Raw genomic sequence first — 20387 nt, forward strand, 5'->3', positions numbered from 1 at the left:
CGTGACCGATATCGGCCGACGCCGGTTGTTGCAGGCCGGCGTTGCCGCCGGCCTTTCTCCGCTGCTGCCGAGCATCGCCCGGGCCGCAGCGATCGCCCCCGCCGCGCAGACGCGCAGCCTCGAAGACCTGCAGCACATCGTGGTGTTCATGCAGGAGAACCGTTCGTTCGACCACTACTTCGGCACGCTGCCGGGCGTACGTGGTTTCGGTGACCGCTTCGTGGCCCCGGCCCCCGCGCTGCAGGCCGGTGGCCGCGCGCGCAACCTGTGGCTGCAGCCCGATGCCAGTGGCACGCGGGCGATCGCACCGTTCCCGCTGGATACCGCCGCGCACTTCGGCTACATGCGGGTGGAAGGCACGCCGCACACCTGGGCAGACGCCCAGCGTGCCTGGGACCACGGGCGCATGGGGCACTGGCCGAAGGCCAAGCAGAACCACTCCATGGGCTACTTCCAGCGCAGCGACATGCCGTTCCAGTTCGCGCTGGCCGATGCGTTCACGATCTGCGACGCCTATCACTGCGCGATGCAGGCCGGCACCAATCCGAACCGGGTATTCCTGTGGACCGGCCACAACGATGCACAGGCCCGCGCCGGCGGCCCGGTGATCGCCAACTCGCATGACAACTTCCCCGAACACGGCGGGCATCCGGCGTCATACCACTGGACCAGCTATGTCGAGCGCCTGCAGACGGCCGGCGTGTCCTGGCAGATCTACCAGGACATGGCGGACAACTTCACCGACAACCCGCTGGCCGGCTTCGAGGCGTTCCGTCGGGCGTACAGTGCTGCACCCGGGCATGACCCGCAACTGCGCGCACGCGGGGTCAGCACCCGTGGCCTGCCACAGCTACGCCAGGACGTACTCGACGGGCGCCTGCCGCAGGTCAGCTTCATCATCGCCGACGCGGCCGGCAGCGAGCACCCCGGACCCTCCAGTCCGGCGCAGGGCGCGGCCTATACCGCGCGCGTGCTGGATGCGCTGACTGCCGATCCGGAAGTCTGGAGCCGCACCGCCCTGCTGCTGATGTTCGATGAGAACGACGGCTTCTTCGACCACATGCCGCCACCGGCACCGCCTTCGCCGGTGGATGGCGGCTGGGCGGGTGCGTCCTCGGTCAGTACCGAGGGCGAATACCACCGCCATCCCGCACCGGGCGACGAGAAGTACGATGCCGCCGAACTGCGCGGCCGCCCGTATGGACTGGGCCCGCGCGTGCCGCTGTATGTGATCTCGCCATGGAGTCGGGGTGGCTGGGTCGACTCGCAGGTCTACGACCACACCTCGGTCATTCGACTGATCGAACGCCGCTTTGGCGTGGCCGCACCGGACATCTCGCCGTGGCGCCGCGCGGTCTGCGGTGACCTGACGGGTGCCTTCGACTTCGCCCAGCGCGATACCCGCCCGTTCGTACGCGGCCTGCCCGACGTGAGCGCGGTGGCCGCACGCGCCGCTGCGTTGCCAGGGCGAACCGTGCCCGCGCTGCCGGAGGGGCTGAAACCAGCGAAGCAGGAAGTCGGCATACGCCCGGCGCGCGCCCTGCCCTATCGGCCGCAGGCATCGATGGCTGCGGTGGACGCCTCGGGCGTGGATCTGGCGCTATCCTGCGAAGGCGCGGCGGCAGTGCTGCATGTCTACGACCGGCTGCGGCTGGATGCGGTGCCGCGCCGCTACACGCTGCTCCCGGGCATGGCGCTGCGCGAGCGCTGGCCGCTTGATGCCCAGGGCCGCTATGACCTGTGGCTGCTGGGCCCGAACGGCTTCCACCGCCACTTCCAGGGGGCGGCCAAGGATCCTGCGCTGCAGGCTTCAATTGATCGCACGGATGGCCAACTGCGGCTGCGGCTGCGCAACCTGGGTGACGGCGCGCAGCAGGTGCGTGTGCAGCCTGGTGCCTATGCCGGGCACATGCCCGATCAGGCGCTGGTACTACCCGCACACGCAGAAACCGCGTTGGCGTGGGACGCAACGCCCACGGCGGGCTGGTATGACCTGCAGATCGGCGCGGGCGAGAGCATGCTGCGCCTGGCCGGTCGCGCCGAGGATGGGCGCCCCGGCACCAGTGACCCGGCGATGGGCAGCGAGCCGTTGCGGTTCGAGCAGGATTGAAGGATCTCTGTAGAGCGGTAGATTCAGGCCTCCTGCAGCCCCGGCCGGCCGTGCTCCACCGCATAGCGCTTCCAGCTCTGCACCGCGCCATTCGGCTGCATCACGGTATCCAGCGTCTTCATGTCGCCGATCCACGCATCGCGGGTGACATCGCACAGCACGTAGCCACGCTTGTCGGTGGTCGCCTTCAGATAGGGGCTGTGCGCAAGCTGGTTCCTGGCATACGCGTCCACACCCTGGCCATCGGCGCCGGAGGTGATCGACGTGGCGAGGAACTCGCTGGAGACCACGCCCGAGTCACGGTGGTCCTGTACCAGATCGCTGGCATAGTGGCGATGCGCGTCGCCGCAGGCGGTCACCACGTTGCCGAAGCCCACCTTCTGGATGTGGTCGAGCAGGCGCCGGCGGCTGTCCAGATAGCCCGACCACTGGTCGTCGGACGACTGCACCACCCCGTCCTTCTCGCGCATGTATTTGCCCAGCGCCACCTGGTGGGCAATGGTGTGCCAGCGCGGTGCGGCATCGGCCAGGCCGTCGAACAGCCAGCGCTCCTGCTTCGCCCCCACAATGCTGCGCTCCGGCGATTCCACCTCGTCACGCAGCGCCATGTTCACCTGCTTGCTGCGGTACTGGCGGGTGTCGAGCAGGTGCAGGTCCATCAGCGTGCCGTAGCGTGCACGTCGGTACATCTGCATGTGGCCATCGCGCGGGAATGCCGAACGGCGCAACGGCATGTTCTCGTAGTAGGCCTGGAACGCCTGTGCGCGGCGCAGCAGGAATACTTCGCTGGGCGTGTCATCCTGGTCTTCGGCGCCGGCCCAGTTGTTGTCCACTTCGTGGTCGTCAAAGGTGACGAACCACGGTGCCGCCGCATGCGCGGCCTGCAGGTCCGCATCGCTCTTGTACTGGGCGTAGCGGCGGCGGTAATCATCCAGCGTGTAGATCTGCGGGCCGACGTGGTTGCGCAGGTTGGTGAACGGCTGGCCGTTCATCTTCCGCAGGCCCGGCTGGCTTTCGCCTTCGTAGATGTAATCACCATAGTGGAAGACGAAATCGAGCGGTTCCTCGGCAATGCGCCGCCACGCGGTGTAGTGGCCTTCTTCGTAGTGCTGGCAACCGGCCACCGCAAAGCGCACGCGATCCACCGCGGCCGTGGCTGCGGGCAGCGTGCGGGTGCAACCGACCGCACTGGCGTGGCCACCGACACTGAAGCGGTACCAGTAGGGCCGTCCGGGCGCCAACCCGTCCAGCTCCACGTGCACGGCGTGGCCGAGTTCGGGATGCGCCATCGCCGTCCCCTGGCGTACCACCCTGCGCATGCCTTCGTCTGCGGCCAGTTGCCACTCGACCAGCATCGGCCGGGTCGGCATGCCGCCGCCGAACACCAGCGGTTCGGTCGCCAGGCGCGTCCACAGCACCATGCCATCGGCCGAGGGATCACCCGAGGCCACGCCCAGGGTGAAGGGTGTGCTGGCAAAGCGCGGCTTGGCCAGCAGGTTGCGCGGGTTCAGCGCGGTGGCATCGCCCTGCGCGGCCAGCGCGTGTGCCGTGCCCATCCAGGCACCGGCAGCGGACAGGCCGGCCAGGGCCAGGAATCGCCTGCGATTGATCGTCTCCACGGCTGTGCCCTCAGTTGTAGATGATGTGGAAGTAGAAGAAGCGGCCGTAGTCGTCGATCTCGGTACGGAAGCGCCCGTTCGGGCCGGTGCTGTAGGTCGGCTGGGTGTTGAACAGGTTCTTGGCCTCGTACTTCAGCGTCACGTGCTTGCTGACCTTGTGGCTGAAGCCCATGTTGAAGGTCATGTACGGGTCGTAGTACGAATCCAGCCACTGGGTGTCGCCGAAGTCGACCAGCATCCGGCTGCGGTAGGTGCCGGACAGGCGCAGCTGCGCGCTCTTCCACGGCATGCGCCAGATCACCGAACCGTTGAGCGACCAGTCCGGCTGGTACAGCAGCCGGTCCAGGCGGCGCTCGGTGCCATCACTGATGCGGTAGTTGGTCTGGCCTTCCAGCCGCGTGGCGTTGAAGTACATGTCGAAGCGCTGGCGGCCCCACTGCAGGTTGCGGTTGGCCACCGCGAACTCGACACCGCGCAGCTTGGACTCATCGGTGTTCATCGGCTGGGTCACCCGGTAGCGGGTATCACCCACGTTCTCGAAGGTGGTCAGGGTGTAGATGTCGTCCTTGATCACCTTGTCGAACAGCGCCACCGAGACCAGGCCGTTGTTGCCGTTGAAATACAGGTCCCACGCCAGGTCGATGTTGGTGGAACGGCGCGGCTGCAGGTCGGCATTGCCCTGCTTGATGCTGCAGAAGCCCCTGCCCTCCTCGTCATCGCCACAGCTGGTGCTGGTGGCCTGGGCGATGTTGCTCGGCGTCGGCCGGCCCAGCGTGCGGCTGGCGGAGAAGCGCAGGCGCTGGTCCTCGGTGAGCTTGAACGTCGCATTCAACGAGGGCAGCAGGTTGTTGTAGCCACCACTCGTATTGCGGAAGGCGGAGGTATAGGTAGTGCCGCCATCATCGCTGAACGGACTGTAGGCGTCGAAGCGGGTGTGGTCGTAGCGCAGGCCGCCGATCAGCAGCAGCCGGTCCCAGGCGTAGTGCGCGGACACATAGGCATTGGTGATGTCCTCCACGTACTTGTAGTCACTGGTGAAGTTGGCATTCGGATACGCCGCATTGTTGTTGCCCAGTTTCGGCAGCAGTTGCTCGTTCCACTTGCGGTTGTCGATCAGCGGGAAGCCCGGCACGCTGCCCAGCAGCGTCGAACCCGGATACAGGTAGTCGTTGAGCGTGGCACTGCTCTTGAAATAGTCGAAGTCGATGTCCTGCCAGATCTTCAGGTGGCGGTACTCGGCGCCGGCGGCCAGGCCGAAACCTCTCGCATCGGCGTCGATGTTGTAGCTGAAGTCGGCGCGCAGGTTGTCGATGCTCTCCTTGGCATCGCGCGGGGAGACGTAGGCCTGCGCCGGATTGAGCTTGAATGCGGAACTGGTCAGCAGGCTGGAATCGGAAACGGCCACCGCGTTGGGGAATCCGTGGCTGTCGTTCTCGTAGTCGACGAACAGATTGCTTGGATAGGCGCGCACGCCCCAGTAGACCTGGCTGTTGTGAAAGGTCTCTTCGGTATGGCCACCGCGCAGGGTCAGCCGCGAACGGTCACCCATGTCCCAGTTGAAGCTGGCGATGGCGCCACGGTTGCTGCGGTCCCAGCGGTCGTGGCGGTTCTTGATGTAGATGCTGTTGATCTGGGTGGTGCCGCTGTCTTCGGTCTGGTTGCGGACCGGAAACTTGGCGTTGCCGTACAGATCCGTCTTGTTCATCGTCGAGTTCTCGTAGAACCGGTACGAATACAGCAGCAACGATGCGTAGAACGGATCATCCGAGGGCTTCCACTCAAGCTTGGCGGAGCCACCGAAGTTGGTGATGAAGTTGGTATAGGTGCCAGTGCTGAAGTTGCCAGGCGCACGCAGCCCGTTCCAGCCCTTGGCCTGGTCCGGGCCCGTGGTACCGTCGGTAAGGTATTTGCCAGCGTCGTTGTAGTAGTAGTTCGACTCCACCCAGCGCTTGACGCTGTTGCGCGAACGCTGCTCGTAGCGTGCCACCGCAACGATGCCAAACTCCTGGTCGACACCAAACTGGTTGGAGAACACCATCTTGGCGCTCTTGCCGAAGTGGCCCAGGGTCTCGTGGTTGCCGCCTGCGCTGCGCTCGACGTTGGTCTCGGCGGTGGAATAGATGCCTGCCACATCGGCAAACACGTACTTGCCTGACCGGTCGAAGGCACTGCGGCTGATGATGTCGATCACGCCGCCGATCGCATCCGGTGCCTGCTCGGCACTGAAGCTCTTGTAGATGTCGGTACGGGTGCCGATGTCGCTGGGAATCAGCTGCAGGTTGTTCATGCGCTCGCCCGAGCCACTGCCCCCCACGCTGGCAATCGCGATGCCATCGATGGTGGTGTAGTTGAGGTTGGCCTGCACGCCGCGCACGGTCACGTAACGTGGCTCGCCGGCATCCTCCACCGCACTCAGCCCTGGAGCGGCCATCAGGCTCTCGGCCAGGGTCTCGTCGCCGTAGCTGTCCATCTCGTCATACACCACCGAATCCTTGATCACCGGCGACGACTTCTTCTGGTCGATGACCTCATGTGCGGCAATCACCTTCACCGTGTCCAGGGTCGGCGCCACCATTGCCTCGGCCTCGCGCGGCTTCGGCGCGGCCGGCTTCGGTTGGTTGCGAGCTGGCGCCGGATCGATGGCGATGACATTGCCATCCACCACGGTGTACCCCAGGCCGGTACCGGCCAGCAGCGCGTCCAGCGCCTGCCTGACGGTGGCACCGCGCGGCACCGCACCGGCCATGCGGGCATCACCGCCGGCCGAGTACAGGAACTGCACCCCGGAACCGCGCGACAGCTGCTCCAGCGCACGCGCCAACGGCTGCGCCGCGATCGGCGTGGATATACGCGCCTCCAGGCCATCGGCACCGGCGGCGAAGGCCAGCGGCACGCTGCAGGGGGACAGGGCGAGGATGATCGACAGGTAGAGCGTGTTGCGCATCACGGGTCCTTGGAAGAGAGAAGGCAGCAGGTGCCCCTGCGCGGATCGGCAGCGGCTTCTCCCAAGTAAGAGCCGGCATCCACCGAAGTGGAGAACGCGGATTCGATGAATTTTTTCTGACAGTCCACGACCGCACGGGCCTCAGCGGCTGCCAACCCGCACGGTGTCGCCTTCGCGCCTCACCACGAAGCGCGGGTCGCGTTCGAGGAAGGCCTCCAGCGCACCGATGCGATGCGCATCGAGGCTGCCGGACAACCGTGCCGATGCCGCACCTTCGTCCAGCACGCGTACCTGAACCTGGTTGTGCCGGTTGAAGGCAGCGGCCACCTCGTCAAGCCGCTCGTCGAGGAAGGACACCTTGCGCTGCTGCCAGTCCAGCAGCATCGACAATGGCAGGTCCAATGACTCGACCGCATGGCTGCGCGCGTCGACCTGCACCACCCGGCCTTCGCCCAGTTGCGCAAGACGCCGGGTGTCCACACCCAGGCTCCATACCTCCACCTCGCCGGAGACCACGCCGATGCGCGTGCTCTGCAGCCGTCGCGATACATCGAACACCGTGCCGATGTCGCGGATCTCCAGACCGTTCACCGCCACCTCGAACGGACGGCGGTCGCGGGCGATGTCGAACGTTGCCTCACCCTGCAGCAGCTCCACCTTGCGGCTGAACCGGCCCATGCGTACCCGCAGGCGGCTGTCCGCGTTGAGCCGCACCTGGGTCTGGTCGGGCAGCACCAGGTCGCGAAGTTCACCCTGTCCGGCACTGTAAAGCTGCTCGGTGGGCATCACCTGCGGAACCAGGCCCACGCCGAGCAGGGTGATACAGGCTGCGGCAGCCGCCACCCACCAGCGCGCACGACCGCGACGCGGCACAGCGCGCGGCGGCGCGTGCACGCTACCGAACAGCGGTACCACCTTGGCGGCGACCTGCCGCGGTGGAACCGCCGCGTCGTCAGGCAACGGCGATTGCAGCGCCTCGCCCACCTGCCGGTGCAACGCAAGGGCGTGCATGTAGGCGCGCACGTGCTCCGGCGAGCGCTTCATCCAGTCCAGGAACGCGAGGCGCCCGGCCTCATCCAATGGCCCCTCGCGATTGCGCAGGAACCAGATCATGGCCTCGCAGGCGATCGTGTCGTCGGCCACGGGCGATGAGGTCCGGTTCATGTGAGCTCCCTGGCGCCCAGCGCCTTCCTGCATGCCTCCAGCCCCTTGCCGATGTGCTTGCGCACCATGTGCACCGACACCTGCAGCTGCTGGCTGATTCGCGGGCAGTCCAGCCCGTCGCGGTAATGCAGCTCCATCACCCGCCGCGTGGTCGCCGGCAGTCGTGCGATGGTGCTGCGGATGTCGTTCCAGCGCTGCGCACGCTCGAATTCGCCTTCGATGTCTTCTTCGCTTTTCAGCACTTCGGCCAGCAGGTCGACGTCTTCCAGCGGCGGCAGCGACGACCGCGCGCGCGCATGCTCGCGCGCCAGGTTGGCCGCCACGGTGAACAGGTAGGCTTCCGGGTTCTCGACCGCATCGGCATCCTCGCCGGTGCTGCGCAGCAGGCGCAGGTAGACCTCCTGCGCCAGGTCTTCGGCATCCTCGCTGGCCGAACCGCGACGCAGGAAGAAGCCACGCAGCAGCCGGCGCCGCAGTTCGTAGCTCTTCTCCCAGATCCTCACGCTGTTCACGGCCGGCCAACCACCCCGAGGCTGGAAAGCCCCGCAGGGTGACCGCCATCGATGACAGTGGCGTTTCAACGACCGGCAGGCAGCCGCTAGAATGCGGCCCCTGCAATGTCCCGGCAGCCCGCACAAGGAGTGCTCCCATCAACGCACGCACCGCCATCAACACCTTCAGCAGCCTGCTGTTCCTGCTGCTGGTCGCCCACACCACCGCCTACCAGCAGCAGATGTGGCCGCCCAGCCGGGTCATCCATGTGCATCCGGTGATCGTCGTCCTCGCCTATGCGCTGGGTGTGCTCACGCTGCTGTTGTGGATCGGCGGTCGTCGTGCACCGGAACCCGCCCAACGCCTGGCGCGCTGGTTGCCCATCGTCGCCTGGTGCCTGCTGGGCGTCGGCGTGGCGATCATCCCGGTGTTCCTGCCGGGGCTGTCCCCGGCCTGATCAGTGGCCGCGCCCAGCGCATCGGCCCATGATACGGCGCGCGGCACCAACCCTTGCTTGCCAGAGACCCAAGCCTTGCACGCCTACCGAAGCGTGGGGGGCAGGCCTACGCTTGTCTTCTCGGTGGCCGCCACGGTCGCCCTTCGCGTCACGGCGCCCGCCGTTGCGACCCCGCTCCAGTGCCGTGCGCCCTGCCGGTGTTGTCGCCCAGGCAGACGTCCGACCGGCGCCCTCTGGAGACAGCCATGAACCAAGCCCTCATTCCCTTCGATACCGATCCACTGGAAACCCAGGAGTGGCGTGAATCGCTGGAGGCGGTGATGCAGGCCGGCGGCCGGCCGCGCGCGCACTACCTGATCGACCAGCTGAGCGATCTGGACGCCCGGCAGCACGGCGACCTGCATACCCGTGCCTGGACCGCCTACGTCAACACCATCCCGCCCGAGCGCCAGCCGGCCTACCCGGGTGACCTGGCCATCGAGCGCCGCCTGAACGCGATGATCCGCTGGAACGCGATGGTGATGGTGCTGCGTGCCGGCAAGCACTCCAACGTCGGCGGCCACATCGCCACCTACCAGTCGGCGGCTGTGCTGTACGACGTGGGCTTCGATCATTTCTTCCGTGGCCGTACTGACACCTTCGACGGCGACATGATCTACATCCAGGGCCACTCCGCGCCGGGGATCTACGGCCGCGCGTACGTGGAAGGCCGCATCGATCCAGCGCGCATGGACAACTTCCGCCGCGAAGCCGGTCGCGAAGGCCTGTCCTCGTATCCGCACCCGCGCCTGATGCCGGAGTTCTGGCAGTTCCCCACCGTGTCGATGGGGCTGGGCCCGCTGACCGCCGCCTACCAGGCGCGCTACATGCGCTACCTGGAATACCGCGGCCTGAAAGAACACCAGGGCCGCAAGGTCTGGGCCTTCCTCGGCGACGGCGAGATGGACCAGCCCGAATCGCTGGCGGCAATTTCCCTGGCCGGCCGCGAGCGGCTGGACAACATCGTGTTCGTGGTCAACTGCAACCTGCAGCGCCTGGACGGTCCGGTACGCGGCAACGCCAAGGTCATCCAGGAACTGGAAGGCACCTTCCGCGCGGCCGGCTGGAACGTGATCAAGCTGATCTGGGGCAGTGGCTGGGACGACCTGCTGGCCCGCGACCACAGCGGCCTGCTGCGCCAGCGCATGATGGAATGCGTGGACGGCGACTACCAGACCTTCAAGTCGCAGAGCGGCGCCTACGTGCGCGAGCATTTCTTCGGCCGCTACCCCGAGCTGCTGGAGCTGGTCGCGCACATGAGCGACGACGACATCTGGGCGCTGGCACGTGGTGGCCACGATCCGCAGAAGGTGTACGCCGCCTACCAGCAGGCGGTGAACACCAGCGGCCGGCCGACGGTGATCCTGGCCAAGACGGTCAAGGGTTTCGGCATGGGCGAAGCCGGCGAAGGCCAGAACATCAACCACCAGCTGAAGAAGATGAGCGCCGATGCGGTGCGCGCCTTCCGCGACCGCTTCAACCTGCCGGTCAGCGACGACCAGCTGGAGGAGATGCCCTATCTGCGCCCGGAACCGGACAGCGCCGAAGCAGCCTACTTCGCCGAGCGCCGCCGCATCCAGGGTGGGCAGCTGCCGGCGCGCCTGGCCAAGGTCGATCCGCTGCCGCTGCCGCCGCTGTCGATCTTCAACACCCAGCTGCAGGGCAGCGGCGATCGCGGCCAATCCACCACCATGGGCTTCGTGCGCATCCTCACCAGCCTGCTGAAGGACCCGGAGTTGGGCAAGCTGGTGATTCCGATCGTGCCCGATGAATCGCGCACCTTCGGCATGGAAGGCCTGTTCCGCCAGATCGGCATCCACTCCTACCTGGGTCAGCTGTACACCCCGCAGGACGCCGGCCAGCTGAGCTATTACAAGGAAGCCAAGGACGGCCAGATCCTGCAGGAAGGCATCAATGAATCCGGTGCGATCTGTTCGTGGATCGCCGCCGGTACCGCCTACAGCAACCACGGCCTGGCCACGATCCCGTTCTACATCTTCTATTCGATGTTCGGCCTGCAGCGCGTCGGAGACCTGGCCTGGGCCGCTGCCGATGCGCGTACCCGCGGCTTCCTGCTCGGTGCCACGTCGGGCCGCACCACGCTGATGGGCGAAGGCCTGCAGCACGATGACGGCCACAGCCACGTGCTGTCGTCGGTGATTCCCAGCTGCGTGTCCTACGACCCGACCTACAACTACGAGCTGGCGGTGATCATCCATGACGGCCTGCGCCGCATGTATGTCGACCAGGAAGACATCTACTACTACATCACCGTACTCAACGAGAACTACCCGCAGCCGGCACTGCCCGAAGGCGCCGAGGCCGGCATCCTGAAGGGCCTCTACCTGCTGCACCCGGCGGCCGCCGACAGCGACTCGCAGCCACGCGTGCAGCTGATGGGCAGCGGTTCGATCCTGCGCGAAGTGGAAGCCGCGGCAGAACTGCTGCAGCAGGACTTCGGCATCGCCAGCGATGTGTGGAGCGCGACCAGCCTGACCGAACTGCGCCGCGACGGCCTGGCCGCCGAACGCTGGAACCTGCTGCACCCGGCTGAGGAACCGCGCGTACCCTACGTGCAGGAGTGCCTGCAGGGCCATGATGGCCCGGTGGTGGTGGCCACCGACTACATGAAGATCGTCGGCGACCAGATCCGTCCCTTCATCAACGACCGCCGCTTCATCGCACTCGGTACCGATGGCTTCGGCCGTTCCGACACGCGTGAGTCGCTGCGCACGTTCTTCGAAGTGGATCGCCACTTCATCGTGCTGGCCGCCCTGAAGTCGCTGGCCGACGAAGGCCGCATCGAGCGCTCGCGGATGCAGGAGGCCATCGACAAGTACGGCACCGACACCGGCAAGCGCGACCCGGCCTCGGTGTAAGGCTGCCGGTGCCATGCCCGCGGATTCCCTCCCCGTGGGCATGGCGCAGGCGGCGCCGCTACGGTATCCGCTTGAACAGGTTGGTCTGCAGGATCGGCGTGCCGTCGTGGCCGTAGAACGCCTTGGTCTCGGTCATCGTCGTACGGTCCGCCGCCACGGTATAGATGCGGGTGGAGGCCGGCGTGCCATGGTCCACCAGCTGCATCACCAGGGTATTCGGCGCCGGCAGTTTCAGGTTGGCCTTGTCCGCGCCGTAGGTGCCGGACAAGGGCCCGGGCGTACCGTCCAGCGCCAACGTGCCGTCGGATTTCATCGTCTTGCCGTCGTGCAGGACGATGTCAACGTGTGAACTCCACCGCCCCGCACCGGCGTCCTTGAACTCCAGCACCACCTGCTTCGGGCGCTGTGCTTCGGGTAACGCAGACGTGGCGATATCCAGCGACCAGCGCCCCAGCAACGGTGAGGGCCAAGCTTCCACCGCCAGCGCCGGAACGGCGGAGAGCGAAAGCGCAGACAACAACACAGCGGACAACAGCTTCATACGGGGCTCCGTTTGAATGAGGAAGCTCTGCGTGGGGCGTTGCGGGGCAGTGCCCAGATCGTGCCGGTCGCCAGCAGCACGCGCAAGGCGGTGCGCTGAACGAGGGAGACTCCGTCCCATCCCGAGAGGCCAAAGCACCCTGCCCCATTGAATCGAGGCGGTTTCCGCTCTTGTTGACCTGAACGGTTACGTTATAACATTTCACGTCAATTTCACGGACCGTGCCATGCGTCGCCATCTCCTTGCTACCGCCCTTCTGTTCGCCGTCCACAGCGCCCAGGCCGCGGACGAACCCACCCTCCCCACCCTCCAGGTCCAGGCCAGCCAGCCCTCCCGTATCGACAGCCGGGTCACCGTCGACAACCCACAGGCGCAGAACCGCACCCTGGGCGGCCTGCTCGAACACGTCTCCGGCGTGCAGAACAGTGCTTTCGGGCCGAACGCGGGGGCCCCGGTCATCCGCAGCCTCAGCGGCAACCGCGTGCAGATCCTGCAGGACGGCCAGTCCATCCTCGGGATGAACGCGATCAGCGGCGACATCAACATCCCGTTCGATCCGCTGTTCGTACGCAGCGTCACCGTCAACAAGTCTTCCGACACCGTGCGCTACGGCGGCAATGCGATCGGCGGCAGCGTGGAGATCGATTCGGGCCTGATCTCGCGCAGCATGGAAGACAAGGACCAGTCGATGGAACTGGTCCTGCGCAAGGGCTTCAACGCCGCCGACGCGCAGGGCTTCCGCATGAACTTCAACAACCAGCGCAACTTCTCGACCAACCTGCAGGTCTCGCGTCAGCGCATCTCGCACTACGACATCCCCGGCAACAGCAAGGCCAGTGTCTGCAACACGCGCCTGTTCCCGCCGACCGGTGGCGTGAACTCTGCGCTGGCCGACAGCTGCCAGAAGGAAGCGCGCGTCCAGCAGATCTACAACAAGGCGTCGCAGCCCTACATCGACCAGTTCATGACCGAAAACCCGGACTGGGCCGACGGCGATTTCTCCTTCTACACCAACAATCCGACTTCGGTCTGGCAGCGCCGCACCTACATCAATCCGGTCAACCCGGCCTACGTACCCGGCACGCCTTCGTACGTGCAGAAGCAGATCAACAACGACGTGACGCCCGATTACCATCACCGGTTGGGCAACAGCTACGCGAGAAATTCGCAGGTGGCGCTCGGGTCGACCCTGTTTTTCGACCGTGGTTACGTGGGTATCAGCATCGATGCCAAGGACAGCGAGTACGGCGTGCCGGGGTTCTCGATGCAGAACCTGTCGTTCGGTTCCAACTATGCCAACGGGCTGCCGGTAGGGGTGGTGATCAAGCAGGAACGCTATGCACTGGAAGCCCTGCTGCGCGATCCGCTGCCGTGGTTCGAGCGCGCCGAACTGCGCGTTTCCAAGCTGGACAACACCTCGGGCGAGCGGCTGGGTGCCACCCGCGCCAACGACTACGATTTCGAGAGCACCCAGGCCGAGCTGCTGCTCAGCCATCAGCGCGTAGGTCCGCTCAGCGGCATGCTGGGTTTCAGCCACCAGTCGCGTGATGTCACCGGCAGTGGCTCGCTGCGCTACCTGCCTGACGTCGACACCCGCAGCAACGCGGTGTTCCTGAAGGAGACGCTGGACTTCGGCTGGGCCAGTTTCGACGCTGGCGTGCGCCACGAGCGCGTTGACCATGACCTGCAACCAAGCCGCTTCAAGACCGCGCGCAATGCCGCCAACACGAAACTGCAGGACCGCGACTACCGGCTCAACAGCTACAGCCTGGGATCGTATGTCGAGCTCGGTCCGTTGTTCGCCGCCAAGGTGCGCTACTCGTCCTCCCAGCGCGCACCGGAGATCAACGAGTTGTATGCGAGCAATGCCCACTATTCGGTGATGACCCAGGAAGAAGGCAACCAGAACCTCGAGCCGGAACGCGCGAAGAACCTGGAACTGACCGGCCTGTTCCACCTTGGTGGTTTCGAACTGTCGGCCACCGCGTACCGGATGAAGTACGAGAACTATCTGTACCTGGGTTACTCGGGCGTGCAGACCGCCAACCGCCTGCCGCTGAAGTACTGGAAGCAGACCGACACCACGGTGAAGGGCTTCGAGATCGATGCCTCGCAGGCATTGGACCTGGGCCGCTACGGCACGTTGAACGTGTCCGCCTTCGCCGACGTGGTGAAGAACAAGGCCGATCACCCGGATTCGTTGCGTGCCCACAATGACGGCGAGTACCTGCCGAACATGCCGACCAACCGCTACGGCGCCACCCTGCAGTGGCAGCGCGAGGGCTGGAAGGCGCGGCTGTCCAGCACCTACTACGACACGCAGAAGTACCTCGGCCGCAACGTGAGCGAGGAAGTGCCGCTGGATGCGTTCAACCTGGTCGACCTGCAGGTCAGCCGTGAGCTGCCGGTACGCAACAGCTACATCGCCGGCATGGAGGTGTTCGTCAACGGCAGCAACCTGCTCAATCAAGAAGCACGGCCGCACAACTCGCCGCTGAAGTACATCGCGCCGCTGCCCGGGCGCGGTTTCCAGGTGGGCGTGACGGTGAAGCTCTGACGATCGAACGCGTCGGTACGCGCCTGCGGGCAAATGGCCTGCAGGCGTTCTCACCCGCCCCCCGGCGGGGTTGCGCCACATTCACCGGTTGATTCACCATCGGCAAAAGAGGAGAGCGTGATGAACTGGAAGCATGCGGTTTCACTGGCGCTGTTGTTGCCCGTTTCATCAGCCGCAAGTGCTGCGTCTGCGATCACCTACGACAAGGATGGCCGCTACGGCTATTCGATGAACCAGTCTTCCCTCACCACTGCGATGCAGCAGTCGCTGCACTACTGCGCAGCGCGATCGCGCAATTGCGGTCAGTCCGCCAGCACCACCAGCGAAGGCTATTCGGCCATAGCGACCGGCACGATTGCGTTGGGCTTTGCACTGGGCGAGAAGACGGCGGACGCCGCGCAGCGGAAGGCTGAAAGAATGTGCAGGGAACGTGCCAACGACTGCACGCTCGCGTTGCTGTGGCGGGAAATTCCACCTCGTCACATTGAACCGCCACAGCTGCCGGGTACACCCGCTCCGGCACCGGCGATGACACCTGCGCTCATGCCAACGCCTGCCTCCCGCACCGATCAGCCAGGATAGTCAGCTCCACGCTGCGAGTGTCGGATAAAGAAAAACGCCTGCAGATCGAGGATCTGCAGGCGCTTCTTTGTATCTGGCGGAGTGAGAGGGATTCGAACCCTCGATAGAGCTTTTGACCCTATACTCCCTTAGCAGGGGAGCCCCTTCGGCCACTCGGGCATCACTCCGGGGTTTTCTCCGCGTCTGGTGCGTTGCACCTCAGCGGGGCGTGAATCATAACGTTAATCGAGTGCGAAGGTAAAGCGTTATTCGGCAGAATTTTCGCTACCGGTGCCACCGGCTTCGTCACCGCGCTGGATGCGCTGATAGATCTCTTCGCGATGCACAGCAACGTCCTTCGGCGCGGTGATGCCGATACGCACCTGGTTACCCTTGACGCCAAGCACGGTGACGCTCACCGAGTCTCCGATCATCAGGGTTTCGCCGACGCGGCGAGTCAGGATCAACATTTTTGTAAGTCTCCATGGAACCGTGTGGAAGGGTATCCCCCACCGGCTTGACGCTCCGTCAAGAAGCGCTACCACGACAAAGGGAAAAGATTCGCAATGGTACCGTCAGCCGTCCCGCTCCTACAAGGAGGGGGACGGCCAGGTTCATCACAGGCGGGGGCTGACCCATTCGACGACTGCAGCCAGCGCAGTGGCAAGGGCGGGCCCGTCCTCGCCACCACCCTGGGCGAGGTCCGGGCGTCCGCCGCCCTTGCCCCCGATCTGACTGGCGATATGGGACAACAGTTCCCCGGCCTTGACCTTGCCCATTGCACTGCCGTTCACACCCGCGACCAGGGCGGCCTTGCCGTCCTGGGCGCCGGCCAGCACGATCACCGCGTCGCCCAGCTGCTGCTTGAGGCGGTCCATGGCGTCACGCAGGGCCTTGGCGTCGAAGCCCTCCAGGCGGGCAGCCAGTACCTTCACGCCAGCAACCTCGACGGCCTGGCCGGACAGATCGGCCGTGGCACCGGCGGCGACCTTGGCCTTCACGGCCTCCAGTTCGCGCTCCAGCTGCTTCTGGCGCTGGCCGAGGGCACGGATCTTCTCGACCACGTCGGCAGCGCTGCCACCGAGCAGTTCAGCGGCCTCGGCCAGGCGGGCCTCTTCGGCGTCCACGTAATCCAGCGCACCCTGGCCGGTAACAGCCTCGATGCGGCGCACGCCCGCGGAGACGCCGCCCTCGGAGGTGATCTTGAACAGGCCGATGTCGCCGGTACGGTTGACGTGGGTACCACCGCACAGCTCGGTGGAGTAGTCACCCATCTTCAACACGCGCACGTGCTCGCCGTACTTCTCGCCGAACAGGGCCATCGCGCCGAAGTCCAGCGCTTCCTGCATGCCCATGTTGTGTACTTCGGCGGCGTTGTTGGCGCGCACCTGCTGGTTGACCTTGCGCTCGATCACGGCAAGCTCTTCCGCGCTGATCGGCTGGAAGTGCGAGAAGTCGAAACGCAGGCGGTCCGGAGCGACCAGCGAGCCCTTCTGCTGCACGTGGCTGCCCAGCACTTCGCGCAGGGCGGCGTGCAGCAGGTGGGTGGCCGAGTGGTTGAGGATGGTGGCGCCACGGCGCTCGCCATCGACCTGGCCGGAGAGCACGTCGCCGACCTTCAGGCCGCCTTCGGACAGGGTGCCGACATGGCCATGGAACTGGCCGGCGAACTTCTGGGTGTCGTCCACCGCCAGGCGCACGCCGTTGCCGGTCAGTACGCCGGTGTCACCGACCTGGCCGCCGGACTCGGCGTAGAACGGGGTCTGGTTGGTGATGACGATGACTGCGTCACCGGCATCGGCCGACTGCACCGGACGGCCGTCCTTGAGCAGGGCCAGCACGGTCAGGCCGTCAGCCTGCAGGCGGTCGTAGCCCAGGAACAGGGTCGGGCTCAGGGTCGCCACCAGCTCGGCGGGCAGGGTCACGCCACCACCGAACTTGCCTGCCGCGCGCGCGGTCTCGCGCTGCTGCTCCATCGCGGCATCGAAGCCGGCAATGTCGACGGTCAGGTCGCGCTCGCGGGCGATGTCCTGGGTCAGGTCGAGCGGGAAACCATAGGTGTCGTACAGGCGGAAGGCGTCAACGCCCGGGATCACGCCATTCCTGACCTTGCCCGCGACGTCCTCGAAGATCTTCATGCCGGCGTCGAGGGTTTCGGCGAAACGCTCTTCTTCGGCCTGCAGCGCACGGGTGACGGTGTCCACCGCAGCCGGCAGTTCCGGATAGGCTTCGCCCATCTGCTCGACCAGGGTCGGCACCAGCTTGCTGAAGAACGGCTGGCGCACGCCCAGCATCCAGCCGTGGCGCAGTGCGCGGCGGATGATACGGCGCAGCACGTAACCGCGGCCTTCGTTGGACGGCAGCACACCATCGACGATCAGGAACGAACAGGCACGGATGTGGTCGGCGATCACGCGCAGCGACTTGTTTTCCAGGTCGGCGGTGCCGGTCAGCTCGGAGGCCTTGCGGATCAGGGCCTGGAACAGGTCGATCTCATAGTTGGTGTGCACGTGCTGCAGGATCGCCGCCAGGCGCTCCAGGCCCATGCCGGTATCCACGCACGGCGCCGGCAGTGGCACCAGGGTGCCGTCGGGCTGGCGGTCGAACTGCATGAACACCAGGTTCCAGATTTCGATGAAGCGGTCGCCGTCTTCATCCGGGGAACCCGGGGGGCCACCGGCGATATGGTCACCGTGGTCGTAGAAGATTTCGGTGCACGGGCCGCACGGGCCGGTGTCGGCCATCTGCCAGAAGTTGTCCGAGGCGAACGGTGCGCCCTTGTTGTCGCCGATGCGCACGATGCGCTCTTCCGGCACGCCGACCATGTCGCGCCACAGCGCGTAGGCTTCGTCATCGGTCTGGTAGACGGTGACCAGCAGGCGTTCGGCCGGCAGCTTCCAGACCTGGGTCAGCAGTTCCCAGGCCCAGGCGATCGCGTCCTTCTTGAAGTAGTCGCCGAACGACCAGTTGCCCAGCATTTCGAAGAAAGTGTGGTGGCGCGCGGTGTAGCCGACCTGGTCGAGGTCGTTGTGCTTGCCGCCCGCGCGCAGGCAGCGCTGGACGTCGGCCGCGCGCACGTAGCTGCGCTTTTCCGCGCCAAGGAACACGTCCTTGAACTGCACCATGCCGGAGTTGGTGAACAGCAGGGTCGGATCATTGCCCGGCACCAGCGGCGCCGACGGCACGATGGTGTGGCCTTTGCCCTTGAAGAATTCAAGGAAGTCGCTGCGGATCTGGGAAGTCGTGAATTTGGCGGATGCGTTCATTGGGGGCTGGCAGTCTGCGGGCCGGCGGACCCGGACCACCGGCCGCGTTGGCCAGGGTCGCGAGGGACCGCCGAAAACCTAAAGGGTATCAGGCCCGGCGCCGCCAGTCTCAGTCATCCGGGTCGTAGCGGGTCGCGCGGCGGATGCTGTCGCCGTCGAAGCCCCGCCGGGCCAGCAGATCGGCAGCCTTGCGCCGCTGTGTCAGGTCCTGCGGGCCGGCCTCGCCAAAGCGTCGGCGGACCAGATCACGGGCGTTTTCCTGCCAGTCGCCTTCGTAGCTGTCCATCGCTGCGGCAATCGCGGCACTGTCCAGGCCGTGGGTCCCCAGCTCGGCGCGGACATGGATCGGCCCATAACCGGTGTTGGCGCGCATCCTCACCAGGTTCTCGGCAAAACGGGTGTCGTCCTGCCAGCCGGCCTCGGTCAACTTGGCGACAGCGGCCTGCGCGGCTTCGTCTTCGATGCCACGGGCGGTCAGCTTGCGGGTGAGTTCCTTGCGCGAGTGCTCGCGGCGGACCAGCAGGCCCAGTGCCCGTTGCACGGGGGTCTGCTCACGCGGCCGGCGCTTGCGGCCGGTCGGAATGTCTTCGGCGTCGGACATGGGTACTCCAAGGGTGGCGCCATCCGTGGCGCCCAGCCCATCCCTGGGCGATTCGAACCTGCGGGACAGGGCAACGTCACTGACGGCGCCACCCTGCCCCACAGCAAGCCTTATTCGTCTTCGCCTTCGTCGTCGCCTTCCTCGCGGGCCGCTTCGGCCGGCTGGAATTTCTCGCGCAGCTCGGCCTCGAGCTTGGCGGCGACAGTCGGGTTGTCGCGCAGGTAGCCGCGGGCGTTGTCCTTGCCCTGGCCAATGCGTTCTTCACCATAGCTGTACCAGGCGCCAGCCTTCTCGACCAGCTTGGCATCCACACCCATGTCGATCAGCTCGCCTTCACGGCTGATGCCTTCGCCATACAGGATCTCGGTGATGACCTGCTTGAACGGAGGTGCCAGCTTGTTCTTGACGACCTTGATCTTGGTCTGGTTACCGATGATCTCGTCACCCTTCTTGATCGCGCCGATACGGCGGATGTCCAGGCGGACCGAGGCGTAGAACTTCAGCGCGTTGCCACCCGTGGTGGTTTCCGGGCTCTGGCCCGGCATCATCACGCCGATCTTCATGCGCAGCTGGTTGATGAAGATCACCAGGGTGTTGGAGCGCTTGATGTTGCCGGTCAGCTTGCGCAGCGCCTGGCTCATCAGGCGGGCCTGAAGGCCTGGCAGCTGGTCGCCCATCTCGCCTTCGATTTCGGCCTTCGGGGTCAGCGCGGCAACCGAGTCGATCACCAGGATGTCGACCGAACCCGAACGGACCAGCATGTCGGCGATTTCCAGCGCCTGCTCACCGGTGTCCGGCTGCGACAGCAGCAGGTCGTCCACGTTCACGCCCAGCTTGGCGGCGTAGATCGGGTCCAGCGCGTGCTCGGCGTCGATGAAGGCCGCGGTGCCGCCCATCTTCTGGCATTCGGCGATGGCCTGCAGGGTCAAGGTGGTCTTGCCCGAGGATTCCGGCCCGTAGATCTCGACGACACGGCCCTTCGGCAGACCACCAATGCCCAGCGCGATGTCGAGCATCAGCGAACCGGTCGGGATGGCTTCGACGGGTTCGACCACGCGGTCGCCCATGCGCATCACCGAGCCCTTGCCGAACTGCTTTTCGATCTGGCCCAGAGCTGCAGCGAGGGCGCGCTTCTTGTTCTCGTCCATCGGATTGGT

Annotated in this window: 14 protein-coding genes and 1 tRNA gene; 5 read left to right on the forward strand and 10 right to left on the reverse strand. The window is 65.8% G+C overall.

The annotated features are described in order from the left end of the window. Position 1 precedes the first annotated feature (1 nt). On the forward strand, positions 2 to 2110 hold the full coding sequence (locus AC5P7E_RS14205; protein ID WP_114618637.1) for a phosphocholine-specific phospholipase C: 2109 nt from the start codon (positions 2 to 4) through the stop codon (positions 2108 to 2110). Between the two features lie 23 nt (positions 2111 to 2133). Here the strand turns inward: AC5P7E_RS14205 and AC5P7E_RS14210 are convergent, their stop codons facing one another. From AC5P7E_RS14210 to AC5P7E_RS14225, 4 genes are all read right to left on the reverse strand, one after another. Then, the gene (locus AC5P7E_RS14210) at positions 2134 to 3729 is read right to left on the reverse strand and encodes an alkaline phosphatase D family protein (RefSeq protein WP_114618636.1); all 1596 of its coding nucleotides are present in this window, start codon (positions 3727 to 3729) and stop codon (positions 2134 to 2136) included. Between the two features lie 10 nt (positions 3730 to 3739). After that, positions 3740 to 6673: a TonB-dependent receptor gene (locus AC5P7E_RS14215; RefSeq protein WP_076739277.1), complete on the reverse strand. Its 2934-nt coding sequence runs from the start codon at positions 6671 to 6673 to the stop codon at positions 3740 to 3742. A gap of 141 nt (positions 6674 to 6814) precedes the next feature. Next, positions 6815 to 7837 carry a FecR family protein gene (locus AC5P7E_RS14220; RefSeq protein ID WP_114618635.1) on the reverse strand — a complete coding sequence of 341 codons (1023 nt, stop codon included), beginning with the start codon at positions 7835 to 7837 and terminating at the stop codon, positions 6815 to 6817. Continuing rightward, positions 7834 to 8349, reverse strand: coding sequence for an RNA polymerase sigma factor (locus AC5P7E_RS14225; RefSeq protein WP_005409031.1), 516 nt, complete (start codon positions 8347 to 8349; stop codon positions 7834 to 7836). The genes AC5P7E_RS14220 and AC5P7E_RS14225 overlap by 4 nt, the downstream gene beginning before the upstream one ends. Before the next feature lie 38 nt (positions 8350 to 8387). Between AC5P7E_RS14225 and AC5P7E_RS14230 the strand changes: the two genes are divergently transcribed. Next, positions 8388 to 8786: a hypothetical protein gene (locus AC5P7E_RS14230; protein WP_005409030.1), complete on the forward strand. Its 399-nt coding sequence runs from the start codon at positions 8388 to 8390 to the stop codon at positions 8784 to 8786. A gap of 245 nt (positions 8787 to 9031) precedes the next feature. Then, positions 9032 to 11704 carry a pyruvate dehydrogenase (acetyl-transferring), homodimeric type gene (gene aceE, locus AC5P7E_RS14235; RefSeq protein WP_114618634.1) on the forward strand — a complete coding sequence of 891 codons (2673 nt, stop codon included), beginning with the start codon at positions 9032 to 9034 and terminating at the stop codon, positions 11702 to 11704. A gap of 58 nt (positions 11705 to 11762) precedes the next feature. Here the strand turns inward: aceE and AC5P7E_RS14240 are convergent, their stop codons facing one another. Beyond that, complete coding sequence (locus AC5P7E_RS14240) at positions 11763 to 12245, reverse strand: hypothetical protein (protein ID WP_005409028.1); 483 nt, start codon at positions 12243 to 12245, stop codon at positions 11763 to 11765. A gap of 226 nt (positions 12246 to 12471) precedes the next feature. Here AC5P7E_RS14240 and AC5P7E_RS14245 point away from each other — a divergent pair, with 226 nt between their 5' ends. After that, positions 12472 to 14802, forward strand: a complete 2331-nt coding sequence (locus AC5P7E_RS14245; protein ID WP_114618633.1) for a TonB-dependent receptor domain-containing protein — start codon at positions 12472 to 12474, stop codon at positions 14800 to 14802. A 120-nt stretch (positions 14803 to 14922) separates the two neighbouring features. Then, a complete protein-coding gene (locus AC5P7E_RS14250; protein ID WP_005412939.1) occupies positions 14923 to 15384 on the forward strand; it encodes a DUF4189 domain-containing protein in 462 nt (153 codons plus the stop codon). A gap of 74 nt (positions 15385 to 15458) precedes the next feature. On the opposite strand, the gene AC5P7E_RS14255 is transcribed toward AC5P7E_RS14250, so the two are convergent. The 5 genes from AC5P7E_RS14255 to recA form a co-directional block, all read right to left on the reverse strand. Beyond that, positions 15459 to 15551, reverse strand: a tRNA-Ser gene (locus AC5P7E_RS14255). Positions 15552 to 15629: 78 nt separating this feature from the next. Beyond that, positions 15630 to 15833, reverse strand: a complete 204-nt coding sequence (gene csrA / locus AC5P7E_RS14260; protein ID WP_004152909.1) for a carbon storage regulator CsrA — start codon at positions 15831 to 15833, stop codon at positions 15630 to 15632. A 147-nt stretch (positions 15834 to 15980) separates the two neighbouring features. Further along, entirely contained in the window at positions 15981 to 18629 is a 2649-nt protein-coding gene (alaS, locus tag AC5P7E_RS14265) for an alanine--tRNA ligase (protein WP_062607602.1), read from the reverse strand. Between the two features lie 109 nt (positions 18630 to 18738). Beyond that, positions 18739 to 19230, reverse strand: a complete 492-nt coding sequence (recX, locus tag AC5P7E_RS14270) for a recombination regulator RecX (protein WP_005409024.1) — start codon at positions 19228 to 19230, stop codon at positions 18739 to 18741. 110 nt (positions 19231 to 19340) lie between these two features. Then, on the reverse strand, positions 19341 to 20378 hold the full coding sequence (recA, locus tag AC5P7E_RS14275) for a recombinase RecA (protein WP_005412937.1): 1038 nt from the start codon (positions 20376 to 20378) through the stop codon (positions 19341 to 19343). Positions 20379 to 20387 lie beyond the last annotated feature (9 nt).

This window comes from Stenotrophomonas sp. YJH_SMC_25 (genome assembly GCF_059369595.1).